The sequence below is a fragment of the Neorhizobium sp. 05N33 genome (assembly GCF_056397445.1).
The window spans coordinates 164,845-175,717 of sequence record NZ_JBFTNK010000011.1 but is presented as its reverse complement, the minus strand read 5'-3'; the positions used below and the strand labels follow the sequence as shown (position 1 = coordinate 175,717).

General features: G+C 62.5%; 16 protein-coding genes and 1 pseudogene. 13 read left to right on the top strand and 4 right to left on the bottom strand.

What is annotated here, in order from left to right:
* From AC1DLT_RS23935 to AC1DLT_RS23890, 10 genes and pseudogenes are all read left to right on the top strand, one after another.
* Positions 1-109 (top strand): annotated as a pseudogene (locus AC1DLT_RS23935) (IS110 family transposase); the annotation flags it as partial.
* A gap of 247 nt (positions 110-356) precedes the next feature.
* Positions 357-794, top strand: a complete 438-nt coding sequence (locus AC1DLT_RS23930; RefSeq protein ID WP_038541131.1) for a Na+/H+ antiporter subunit B — start codon at positions 357-359, stop codon at positions 792-794.
* Positions 794-1,171, top strand: a complete 378-nt coding sequence (locus tag AC1DLT_RS23925; RefSeq protein WP_477488397.1) for a Na+/H+ antiporter subunit C — start codon at positions 794-796, stop codon at positions 1,169-1,171. Before AC1DLT_RS23930 ends, AC1DLT_RS23925 begins: the two co-directional genes overlap by 1 nt.
* A 354-nt stretch (positions 1,172-1,525) precedes the next feature.
* A complete protein-coding gene (locus AC1DLT_RS23920; protein WP_477488396.1) occupies positions 1,526-3,079 on the top strand; it encodes a Na+/H+ antiporter subunit D in 1,554 nt (517 codons plus the stop codon).
* Positions 3,076-3,549: a Na+/H+ antiporter subunit E gene (locus AC1DLT_RS23915; protein WP_477488395.1), complete on the top strand. Its 474-nt coding sequence runs from the start codon at positions 3,076-3,078 to the stop codon at positions 3,547-3,549. Before AC1DLT_RS23920 ends, AC1DLT_RS23915 begins: the two co-directional genes overlap by 4 nt.
* Entirely contained in the window at positions 3,546-3,950 is a 405-nt protein-coding gene (locus tag AC1DLT_RS23910; protein ID WP_477488394.1) for a cation:proton antiporter, read from the top strand. Before AC1DLT_RS23915 ends, AC1DLT_RS23910 begins: the two co-directional genes overlap by 4 nt.
* Positions 3,947-4,291, top strand: coding sequence for a monovalent cation/H(+) antiporter subunit G (mnhG, locus tag AC1DLT_RS23905; protein WP_477488393.1), 345 nt, complete (start codon positions 3,947-3,949; stop codon positions 4,289-4,291). Before AC1DLT_RS23910 ends, mnhG begins: the two co-directional genes overlap by 4 nt.
* A gap of 439 nt (positions 4,292-4,730) precedes the next feature.
* Positions 4,731-5,162 (top strand): Ros/MucR family transcriptional regulator, encoded by a 432-nt coding sequence (locus tag AC1DLT_RS23900; protein WP_038541152.1) that lies wholly within the window; start codon positions 4,731-4,733, stop codon positions 5,160-5,162.
* 314 nt (positions 5,163-5,476) lie between these two features.
* A complete protein-coding gene (locus AC1DLT_RS23895) occupies positions 5,477-5,911 on the top strand; it encodes a helix-turn-helix domain-containing protein (protein WP_477488392.1) in 435 nt (144 codons plus the stop codon).
* Positions 5,904-6,734 carry a DUF6456 domain-containing protein gene (locus tag AC1DLT_RS23890; protein WP_477488391.1) on the top strand — a complete coding sequence of 277 codons (831 nt, stop codon included), beginning with the start codon at positions 5,904-5,906 and terminating at the stop codon, positions 6,732-6,734. Before AC1DLT_RS23895 ends, AC1DLT_RS23890 begins: the two co-directional genes overlap by 8 nt.
* A 63-nt stretch (positions 6,735-6,797) precedes the next feature.
* Here AC1DLT_RS23890 and AC1DLT_RS23885 read toward each other — a convergent pair whose 3' ends face one another.
* On the bottom strand, positions 6,798-7,196 hold the full coding sequence (locus tag AC1DLT_RS23885; RefSeq protein WP_477488390.1) for a winged helix-turn-helix transcriptional regulator: 399 nt from the start codon (positions 7,194-7,196) through the stop codon (positions 6,798-6,800).
* A gap of 52 nt (positions 7,197-7,248) precedes the next feature.
* On the opposite strand from AC1DLT_RS23885, the gene AC1DLT_RS23880 reads away from it, so the two are divergent.
* A complete protein-coding gene (locus AC1DLT_RS23880; protein ID WP_038584901.1) occupies positions 7,249-7,842 on the top strand; it encodes an NADPH-dependent FMN reductase in 594 nt (197 codons plus the stop codon).
* A 99-nt stretch (positions 7,843-7,941) separates the two neighbouring features.
* On the opposite strand, the gene AC1DLT_RS23875 is transcribed toward AC1DLT_RS23880, so the two are convergent.
* On the bottom strand, positions 7,942-8,703 hold the full coding sequence (locus tag AC1DLT_RS23875; protein ID WP_038541159.1) for an SDR family NAD(P)-dependent oxidoreductase: 762 nt from the start codon (positions 8,701-8,703) through the stop codon (positions 7,942-7,944).
* Positions 8,704-8,858: 155 nt separating this feature from the next.
* Between AC1DLT_RS23875 and AC1DLT_RS23870 the strand changes: the two genes are divergently transcribed.
* Positions 8,859-9,479, top strand: coding sequence for a TetR/AcrR family transcriptional regulator (locus AC1DLT_RS23870; protein ID WP_247138989.1), 621 nt, complete (start codon positions 8,859-8,861; stop codon positions 9,477-9,479).
* Here the strand turns inward: AC1DLT_RS23870 and AC1DLT_RS23865 are convergent.
* Both AC1DLT_RS23865 and AC1DLT_RS23860 read right to left on the bottom strand, forming a co-directional pair.
* Positions 9,463-9,885, bottom strand: a complete 423-nt coding sequence (locus AC1DLT_RS23865) for a SufE family protein (RefSeq protein WP_038541161.1) — start codon at positions 9,883-9,885, stop codon at positions 9,463-9,465. The two genes, AC1DLT_RS23870 and AC1DLT_RS23865, sit on opposite strands and share 17 nt — an antisense overlap.
* A gap of 218 nt (positions 9,886-10,103) precedes the next feature.
* Positions 10,104-10,523, bottom strand: a complete 420-nt coding sequence (locus AC1DLT_RS23860) for a DUF5330 domain-containing protein (RefSeq protein ID WP_038584914.1) — start codon at positions 10,521-10,523, stop codon at positions 10,104-10,106.
* A 95-nt stretch (positions 10,524-10,618) separates the two neighbouring features.
* Between AC1DLT_RS23860 and AC1DLT_RS23855 the strand changes: the two genes are divergently transcribed.
* On the top strand, positions 10,619-10,843 hold the full coding sequence (locus tag AC1DLT_RS23855; RefSeq protein ID WP_247039722.1) for a hypothetical protein: 225 nt from the start codon (positions 10,619-10,621) through the stop codon (positions 10,841-10,843).
* Positions 10,844-10,873 lie beyond the last annotated feature (30 nt).

Genomic DNA, 10,873 nt, shown 5'->3' with positions numbered 1-10,873 from the left:
CGTCGCCGCCGGCAAACCCAGGATCGTCGCCATCGTCGCCACCATGCGAAAGCTCCTCACAATCCTCAACGCCATCATCCGGGACAATAAACCATGGCAAAGCGCTTGACGCACAAGACAGTCGCTCTGCCCTGCCGGGCATCTCCCCCTCAAGGGGGGAGATCGAGTGGCGGTGAGACCCCGGCCATCTCAAACGTTCCGGTGAGAGCGATGCTGGTGCGCCCAGCCGATCTCCCCACCCGAGGGGGAGATGCCCGGCAGGGCAGAGGGGGGCTGGCAGGGTTCGACCTGCAAGGGGAACGGAGCTTGTTCAACCTCCAAGAGGTGGTGGCAACCAACGTGCAAGGTGCTCATCCATGAACACTCTCATCCTGCGCACCGTCGCGCCCTTCCTCACCGCCCTGATGCTGCTGTTCTCCGTCTTCGTCCTGCTGCGTGGCCACAACGAGCCCGGCGGCGGGTTCATCGGCGGGTTGATTGCGGCTTCGGCGCTGGCGATCTACGGCATCGCCTTCGGCGTGCCTGCGGTGCGCCGCGCGATCCGGTTCCACCCGATGGCGATTGCCGGCGCCGGGCTGCTGCTTGCGACGCTTTCCGGCCTGGTCTCGATCGTATCAGGCGTGCCGTTCATGACCGGGCTCTGGGTCTATCCCGTCGTCTTCGAGGTCGAGGTGCCGCTCGCCACCGTCATGTCCTTCGATATCGGCGTCTACCTGGTGGTCGTCGGGGCGATCACCTCGATTGCGCTGGCGCTCGAACAGGAGCCGGGCTCGGACGCGGAGGGAGGGGACTGATGGAAGCGCTGTTTTCGATCCTGATCGGCCTGTTCTTTGCCGCCGCGATCTACCTTCTGCTGTCGAAGCACACCGTGCGCATCCTGCTCGGCGTGGTGCTGCTCGGCAATGCGGTCAACCTCATGCTCTTCACCACCGGCAGGCTCACCCGCGAAGTGCCGCCGATCATCCCGGCCGGCATGGACACGCTGTCGTCGGACGCCGCCAATCCCCTGCCGCAGGCGCTGATCCTGACGGCGATCGTCATCTCGTTCTCCTTCTTCGCCTTCCTGTTGGTGCTGACCTATCGCGCCTACCAGGAACTCGGAACCGACGATACGGACGAGATGCGGCTGGCCGAACCGCGGCAGGAACCACTCCCGCCTGTGGGGTATTAAGGGGATGGTTTTGCAGGTTGTCATGTCCTTTCCCGCCACCGGCTTTAGATCCCGCGGCACCCCCCTCTGCCCTGCCGGGCATCTCCCCCTCAAGGGGGGAGATCGAATCGCGGCGGCGCCCTACCCAAATCGTGACAAGCGGTTGAGTGAGACACAGCGCATATCGTTTGACAGAGGCTTGCGTATGCCCCGGTCCAACAGGGAGCGGGGAGCCGGCCTCTGGCCGATCTCCCCCCTTGAGGGGGAGATGCCCGGCAGGGCAGAGGGGGGTATCCCGGCTTCGACGATAGCCGTCCGAGCGGGGCAAGGGACGCCAACTTCAAGAGCCGGAAACACCGTGAGGGACATCCACTGATGGCCTCTCCTTCCGTCGACCTCTCCGCAGCCCTCGTCCTCGCCGCTCCGCCGCTCGCCGACTGGCTGGTCGTTCTCCCCGTCGCCCTGATGATCGGCTTCGGTGCCGTGCTGATGATGGTACGCAAGTCCGTCCGCCTGCATGGCAGCATCGCGATTGGCGGCCTGGCGCTCCTCGTCCTCCTCGATGCCGGCCTGCTGTGGCGCGTCTGGACCCATGGTCCGGTCACCATGGTGATGGGCCGCTGGCTGCCGCCGTTCGGCATCGCCTTCACCGCCGACCTGTTTGGCGCGGCGATGGCGCTTGCGGCGGCGATCGTCGCCCTCGCCGCCGGCATCTTTGCGCTCGCCGATATCGACGCGAGCGGCCGGCGCTACGGTTTTTACCCGTTCCTGATGCTGCTGATGGCCGGCGTCACGGGCGCGTTCCTGACCGGCGACATCTTCAACCTCTATGTCTGGTTCGAGGTGCTGCTGATCTCGTCCTTCGGCCTTTTGATCCTCGGCTCCGAGCCGGAGCAGATCGACGGGGCGTTGAAATACGCCATCCTCAACCTGATCGGCACGACCCTGTTCCTGATCGCGGTCGGTTATCTCTATGCGGTCTTCGGCACGCTCAACATGGCCGATATCGCCCGCAAGGCGGCGGGCCTGCGCGGCACCGCGCCTCTGACGACGCTGACGGCGCTGTTCATCCTCGCCTTCGCCATGAAAGCCGCCGCCTTTCCGGTCAATTTCTGGCTGCCGGCCTCCTATCATACGCCGCGGGTGGTGGTGTCGGCGCTGTTCGGCGGGCTGCTTACCAAGATCGGCATCTATTCGCTGATCCGCGTCACCATCATGCTCTTCCCGGTCGAGCGGGAGGAATTGAGCCTCGTCGTTGCCATATCGGCGGCGCTCACCATGCTGGTCGGTGCGCTCGGCGCGCTGGCGCAGAACGATATCCGCCGGCTCGTGGGTTACGTGGTCATCGCCGGCATCGGCAACATGATGGCGGGCGTGGCGATCGGTACGCCCGCGGCCGTCAGCGGCGCCATCCTCTATGCGCTGCATTCGGTGGTGACCATGACCGCACTTTATCTGGTGTCGGGAGAAACCGGCCGGCTCGGCGGCACCTGGGCGCTCTCCGGCCTCGGCGGGCTTTACCGGAAGGCGCCGTGGTTTTCGGGCGCCGCCTTCCTGCTGTTTCTGGCCGCTTCCGGCCTGCCGCCGCTGTCGGGCCTGTGGCCCAAGGTGGCGCTGTTGAAAGCCTCGCTCGATATCGGTGCCTGGTGGCTGGCCGCGGCGATCCTCGTCTCCGCTTTCCTGGTCACGCTGGCGCTCGCCCGCGTCTTCCTGCTTGCCTTCTGGCGGCCGCAGCCCGAACCTGTTCCGGAGGCCGCCGCCCCGGCGGATTGGCGCATCGCCCTGCCGCTCGGCTGCCTGACGGCGCTCGTCGTCCTTTTCGGCCTGCTGCCGGAGCCGCTGCTCGATCTGGCCCAGACGGCGGCGGAGGGGCTCGGCGAACCGGCGGCCTATATCCATTCGGTCTTCCCGGGAGGGACAGCGCGATGATCACCTATATCCTGTCTCTGGTGTTTGCCGTCGTCTGGGTCACTGTTACCGGCAGCGCGACGCTGCAAAACCTGATCTTCGGTTTTGTGCTGTCGACGCTGGTGCTCTGGGTCGTCCGTGACGAGATGGGTGCCCGCGGTTACTGGCGGCGGCTCGGCCGCATCCTGTCGCTRCTCGCCCTGTTCCTGAAGGAGCTGGCGCTGTCTGCCTGGAAAGTGGCGGTGCTGGTGATGAGCCCGCGCATGGACCTGAAGCCCGGCATCTTCGCCTTTCCGCTGACCGTCACCCGCGATTTCGAGATCACCCTGCTTGCCAACCTCATCACACTGACGCCGGGCACGCTGTCGGTCGACGTCTCCGAGGACCGCAAGACACTGTTCGTCCACGCGATCGACTGTTCCGATGTCGAGGCCACGAAACGGGATATCGCCAACGGCTTCGAGCGCAAGATCATGGAGGCGTTCCGATGACGACGGCTGAAATGATCGTCTCCTATGCGGTCTGGCTGGCGCTCGTGGTGCTCTGCGTCTCCTTCCTGCTCACGGTCTGGCGGGTGATCAGGGGGCCGACGCTTCCAGACCGGGTCGTGGCGCTCGACATGCTGACCGGCATCGTCATCGGCTTCATCGCCCTGATCGCCATCCGCACCGGTTTCTCGCTCTATATCGATATCGCCATCTCGCTCGGCCTGGTCGGGTTCCTGGCGACCGTCGCCTTCGCACGCTTCATCCTGTCGCGCGGCGGTCGGGAAACGCCGAGGCCGGACATGATGAAGACATTCACGGCATCGGTGCCCGAACCGCGCCGTAAATCTGCAACAAGGCGCCCGCCCGGCACCGGACCGGCCGTCAGGCGGAGGTCAAAGAAATGATCGATATCCTGCTGGCCACGATAACCGCCCTTCTGATGCTTGGCGGCGCCGGGTTCGCACTGGTGGCGGCAATCGGGCTCAACCGGTTGCCGGATCTCTATACCCGGATGCACGCGGCATCGAAGGCCGGCACGGTTGGCTCCGGGCTGCTGCTGCTGGCGGTCGGCGTCCATGCGGGCGATCTGCCGACATTTGCAAGAGCCCTTGCAGGCTTCTTCTTCTTCGTGCTGACCGCGCCGATTTCGGCGCATCTACTCGCTATGGCAGCACATAAGATCGGATATCCACTTTACGCTGAGTCAGTCCGGGATGAAATGAAGGATTACGATAAGCGAATATAATCCCGTCGAGGACGAGTTATAACCCTGTCTTGACTGAGCAAATGCTCATCTATTCATCAGTAAAGCTGACGTGGGAGCGATATAGGCCGCAGAAAGGCTGGTAACTCGCGAAAATCGCACTTGGAGATAAAGCGAAGCAGTGGTACTTCGTTACAAGTAGAGTGCAGATGTTGTTTCAGATTAGGCGTTCCCTCGTCAATTCGGTGAAGTCGACAAGTTCTTTGGATTGAGGAACGATAAACGTCGATCACGGACCTGGGCAAGCTTTAATCGAACGCAATATCCGGTGCGAACCGTTTTCTTTTCCGCATGGAGCTTAGGGGTAGGCTTCGGTCGCAAGACGGCGGTCGGGCAATGGTTTCGCTCCGAGAAGCTCTACGAACGGGCAGGTGTCGCGGAGGTCGCGGGGCCAGCCAGTCACTTAAACAGGAGACAGGAAATGACAGACATCGCATTGGGCAAAAGCCCCGATCTGCTGGTGGAGTTGACCGCAGATATTGTGGCGGCCTATGTGAGCAACCATGTGGTGCCCGTCAGCGATCTTTCGAACTTGATCGCAGACGTGCATACGGCGTTGAGCAACACCTCTTCGCCGGCACCGGTTGTAGCGGCCATTGAAAAGCCGAAGCCTCCGGTTCCGATCAAGAAATCGATCGAAGACGACTATCTCATCTGCTTGGAGGACGGGCAGAAGTTCAAGTCGCTGAAGCGGCATCTGATGACCCATTACAACATGACGCCGGAAGAATATCGCGAGAAGTGGGGCCTGCCGGCCGACTATCCGATGGTGGCGCCCGCCTATGCGGAAGCACGTTCCAGGCTCGCCAAGGAAATGGGTCTCGGCCAGCGCCGCAAGCGCGGTAAGGTCTGAGCCGGGCCAACGCCCGGCAAAGACACCGGGAGGATTTGAAACCATCTCGATGAGGACCGATCGCGCCAGCGACCGGCGGGTGATTTCGGCATCAAACACAGATGCGGATAAAGAGCCGGGCGACCGTACGCCCGGTTTTTCCTTTTTTAGCGACCTGGTCACGGGCAAGGTGTGAGGAAAAAAATCCCATTATCTTTCCATGACTTGCGGAAATTATCAACGATTTCAGCTGATAATTGCGGAGAGGCGGTTTTCAGCGTCCCCGCTTTTGCTCTAGGGTGTATGAATTAATTCCTATTTATTGAGGAGTTGTCATGCCTTTCGAGCGATATTCCGAGCCTTCCGCCCCGCCGCCCTCGGCGCGATTTTCCCCGCCGGTGCCAATGGATGCGACTGTCGGTACGCCACGGCTTCCCGCCAGCCTGCCGCTCAGGAGCGTCTGCCGCATCGTCCGTCAGATGGTCTGCGAACTGGTCCAGCTTTTCGGCGACCGGGTGATGCTGCGCCGCGACCGGCGGCGGCTATCCTGCCACGTGCGTCAGATCGCCATGTATGTCTGCCATGTGGCGCTCCAGATTTCGATGAGCGACATCGGCGAAGCCTTCGGCCGCGACCGCACCACCGTCGGCCATGCCTGCCACGTGGTCGAGGATCGCCGCGACGACCTGGCCTTCGACGAATTCGTCTCGGCGGTCGAGCGCATCGTCACCGCCGTTTTCGGCCTCTCGGAGGTGGTGGCCCATGACTGATGCGATCAGCAAACCCATGCCCGGCAAGGCGGATATTCCGGAGCTCAAACGGCATCTCTTGCGCCTGATCCGCCAGCTTGCCCGCGGCGAATGCGCGATCGAGGCGGGGGAGGGCGCCGAAGTCCGCCTCACGGGCGCCGAGGAGCGCCTTTATCCGCAGGCGGTGATCGCAAGAGCCCGTTCGCTCGGGCTGGTGCAGCTTTCCGAAAGCGGCCGCATCGCCGCAAGTATCGAGGCATCCAGCTTCCTGCGCCGCGCGTTGGTGACGGGCGAGGAGGCCTTTGTCGAACAGCATGGCGAGATCGTCGTGACCTCCACCGAGATCGAGGGCGCCCACCAGCCGGTGCGCCGCAACCTGGCCGAATCACCGCTCGGCACGATCGCCCGGATGAAGGACCGCGACGGAAAGCCTTTTTTGCCGGCGGAAGGGTTGGAGGCGGGTGAACGACTGCTCGCCGATTTCACTCGGGGGCAGCTCCAGCCGCGCGTCACCGCCTCCTGGGAGCCGCGGCTCGCCACCCGCGCCAAGGGCTCCGCCGGCGGCCAGGCCGACATCGCCGACAGCGCGATGGCCGCCCGAAACCGTTTTTCGAGAGCGGTGGACGCGATGGGACCGGAACTTTCCGGCGTCGCGGTGGATGTCTGCTGCTTTGCCAAGGGGCTGGAGACGGTGGAACGCGAACGCCAATGGCCGGCTCGCTCGGCCAAACTCATGCTGCGCACCGCGCTGCTGGCGCTCGCCCGCCATTATGCCCCGCCGGCTCCGGCAAAACGCCGCCAGAACCACCACTGGGGAGCCGAGGATTACCGGCCGGTCCTGTGACGGAAAAGACTTGTGAGGTTGACGCTGCAAATGCCGCCCGTGACCGGCTCCAGAAGCGCCAGCCTAACGCGCTGCCCGGTTCGCTGCATAAGCGGCGCGGGCGGCGTCGATCCTCGGGGAATTCGCATGGGTCCAATCGGCCAGTGCCTGCACCGGCTCCCAAAAATCCCGGCCGAGGTCCGTCAGGGCATACTCCACCTGCGGAGGCGTCGTCGGGGTGACTGTCCGCGTCACGAAACCATTCTCCTCAAGATCGCGAAGAGTGGAAGCCAGCATCTTCTGGCTGATCTCGCCGATCTCCCGCTTCAGTGCATTGAAGCGAAGAGGGCCGCTCCCCAGAACGCGCACGACCAGAAGCGTCCACTTGTCGCTGATCCGGGCCAGCATGCGGCTGATGGGTTCGCAAGACCTGGTATCCTCGCGGTTACCTGGTATCCGAAAAGTGCTTCCTTGATGAGGCATTCGATCCTCGGATAGATGGTTACGGACAGAAACCAACATACATGAGGATACTATGGTTCCGAAGCCCAAAATCGCGGTCGTCATCGGCTCTACCCGCCCAACCCGTTTTGCCGACAGGCCGGCACAGTGGATGTTGAAGCAGGCGCAGGCGCGTGACGACATCGAGGTCGAACTGGTCGATCTGCGCGACCATCCGCTGCCGTTCTTTGACGAGATGGCGTCGAACATGTGGATGCCGAGCCAGAATCCGCAGGCCGTGCGCTGGCAGGAAACTGTCGGCCGCTTCGACGGCTACATCTTCGTGGTCGCGGAGTACAATCATTCGCTCACCGGCGTGCTCAAGAATGCCCTCGATCAGGCTTACAAGGAATGGAACCGGAAGCCCTTTACCGCCATCGGTTACGGCGGCACGGGTGCGTCGCGCGCGGTGGAACACCTGCGCGGCATCGGGGTCGAGCTGCAGATGGTATCGACCCACGCCGCCGTCCATATCGGTGGCGGAGACTTCATGGCGGTCGCCCCGAGGGGCGGCAACAAGCCGATCGAGGAGATCGAGGCAAATCTGCTGCCTTCGGCCAAAACGGCGCTCGACGAACTGGTCTGGTGGGCAAAGGCCACAATGGCCGCCAAGGCAGCGGAAGCCTGATCCTTTGACGCGAGCGTCCCTGAGCTTCGTTCGAAGCTCAGGGACTTTTCGTTGGTGATATGATCCGGACCTCTGCGTCGAAGCGTCAGGCTTCGACGCTCAGATTCCGAGACCGCCGGCTACATTCACGGTCTCGCCGTTGATGTAGCCCGCATGCGGTCCGGCCAGGAAGCAGATGGTTTCGGCCACTTCCTCAAGCGTTGCGATGCGACGGATCGGATGCATGTCCAGGATGGCGTCACGGTTCGGAAGCTCGCCGGCAACGTCTGCGGCCATGTCGGTCGGCATGATTCCCGGCTGGACCACGTTCACGGTGATATTGCGCCGGCCAAGGTCGCGGGCAATGCCCTTCGCATAGCCGGCGAGCGCCCACTTGGTTCCGGTATAGTCGGCGACACCGGGGAAGGGGACGTAGGAGCCGAGGAGCGAGCCGACGAAGATGATCCGGCCACCGTCGGTCAGCTTTTGCGCCGCCGCGCGGGTGTTGGCGATCGTGCCCAGCACGTTGACCTGCCACTGGCGATTATAGTTGTCCCCGTCGAGTTCCGGATCGTCGACCATCTGACCCTGGATGGCGATGCCGGCATTGTTGACGAGGATATCGAGCCTGCCGAATTCCGCCATCACCCGGTCGATCAGGGGTTTTGCGGAAGAAAGGTCGGCCTGGTCGCTCTGGACCGCGATCGCGCGAACCCCCTTTGCCCTGAGTTTCTCCACGACGGCTTTCGCCTTGTCGGCCGAGGCCGCGTAGCTGATCGCAACGTCCGCTCCGTGATCGGCGAACGCTTCCGCCGTCGCCGCACCGAGGCCGCGCGAACCGCCGGTGATGAGGACGACCTTTCCCTTGAATATGTTGGACATGAGTATCCTTTCCCTATTCGACGAAGGGCCCCACTCGATCCTGTCGAGCGGCCCAATTTCATAACGTATGTTACGATAACGATCGGTATGAAATTTGACAATGATGGTCAAGGGGCTTTAATAACGGTCATTATGAAAAAGGCCGAGTAGAGCTGATGGGACGCCATCGCGAATTTGATGTGGAGAAGGTGCTCGACGCCGCGATATGCGTCTTCTGGCGCAAGGGCTATGAGGGCGCCTCCTATGCCGACCTGACCGAGGCGGCGGGTGTCGAAAGACCGGCCCTCTATTCCGCATTCGGCAATAAGGAAGCGCTCTTCCGCAAGGCCCTGGTGCGCTACTACGAGCGGTATGTGGACTATGTTCCCGCTGCACTCCAGTTGCCCACGGCGCGCGAGGTTGCGGCGCATCTTCTCCAGGGTGCAATCGACCTCACCACCCGTTATCCCGACCATACGGGATGCCTTGGCATCCAGGGTGTCCTGGCGGGGTCGGATGAAGCGGAGCCTGTCCGCCAGGCCTTGATCGAGGCGCGCGCCGAAGCCGAGGCGCAGCTTCGCCAACGCTTCGAGCGGGCAAAGGCCGAGGGCGACCTGCCGGAGACGGCGAGGCCCGATACGCTTGCAGCATTCCTGATGGCCGTTCTTCACGGCATGGCGGTGCAGGCCAAAGCCGGTTTCAGTCGCGACACGCTGGAGGCCGTTGCCGAGCAAGCGCTCTCCACGTGGCCAACGGATGCGCGTGAGCGGTCCTTGCGCCCTAAGCCGCAGCCCTGATCCTTGCCTCTTCCCGGATCCGCTTGACCATCGAGCGCAGCCCGTTGGCGCGCTGGGACGACAGGTGTTCGACAAGCCCGATACGGTCGAAGATCTCGATCGCATCTGTGGCGGCGATCTGAGAAGCGGTCTTGCCGGAATAGACGGCGAGCACGATGGCGACCAGGCCCCGCACGATATGGGCGTCCGAATCACCCTCGAAAGTCATCACCGGATCGGCGCTGCCATCCCCGAGATGGCTGACCAGCCAGACCTGGCTCGCGCAGCCCTGCACCTTGTTCTCCGCGGTCTTCTGGTCGTCGGGAAGGTCCGGCAGCGCCTTGCCGAGTTCGATCACGTAACGATAGCGGTCTTCCCATTCGTCGAGGTATTCGAAATCTTCGATGATCTGCTCGAGGCTGGCCATAAGCGCTCCGGTTCTTCTATCCGCTCCATATAGGCACTGCAGGCCGGGATAAAAGCAAAAAAGAACGCCGTGAGGGGTAATCCTCACGGCGTCAGCAAAATGCTGAATGACAGGGCAGGCAGTCCGGCGCCGGGAACCATGGCTATCAGAGCCCGGCGCAAGTTTTGAAATTCGAATTCGAAAGAGACGTCCGCAACGCTGTTTGTCAGCGCGTCAACCTAACGAATGGGCCGTTTCTGCGGGACCGGCACGGTGCCGGTGAAGATGGTGTCGGCAACAGTCGCGGCTGCCGTTTCGGCCTGTCTGGCCGGGAATGGGGTCGGTTCCGGATCGGCGAGCACCGCGGTCCGGGTGCCCTTGTCGCCGAACTGCTTGTCGAGCAGCTCGAAGGCGACCTGGGCGCCTTGCCTGGCCCTCGTGCCGAGCGCCGAGAAGGTCTCGGCACCCTTTTCGCAGACCTCAGGTTTTTCGGTGCAGATGGCGCTCACATATTGATAGGCTTCGGTCGCCGCCGAAAAGGCGTTGCTGACCTGCAGAGGCGAAAGCCCGTCGGTCTCGGTCGCCGGCTTGCTGCTGAAGTAGGAAAGCACCACCAGCACCGCCGCGAACCACATACTTCCCTTGATGAGAAACCACATCGCTCTGTCCACCTGTTTTTTCCCGCTTCTGGTCTTCAAGCGGGCCGCCGGATCTGTGCCGGTCTTGAACATGGTTGTACCGCCGGGAAGCGAATATGGCTTTGACGGGACCGTTCGGTTTTTCGGCAAATTTGCCTAAAATGCGAAATATCGGCATTTGCAGCGCCTTTGTCGCGAACTTGAATCGAATTTTAGCGATCGATGTTAAGCATAATTGCGGCAGCCCACCCGAACCCGTTGGCTTTCCCGGCCGCTGGCTCGCCACAAAGGTTAACGTCTTGGGAAAAATTGAAGCAAATCCGTTGCTTACGTTGCGTTAACCACAAGCTCAGAAGGCGTGTCCGTTCTGT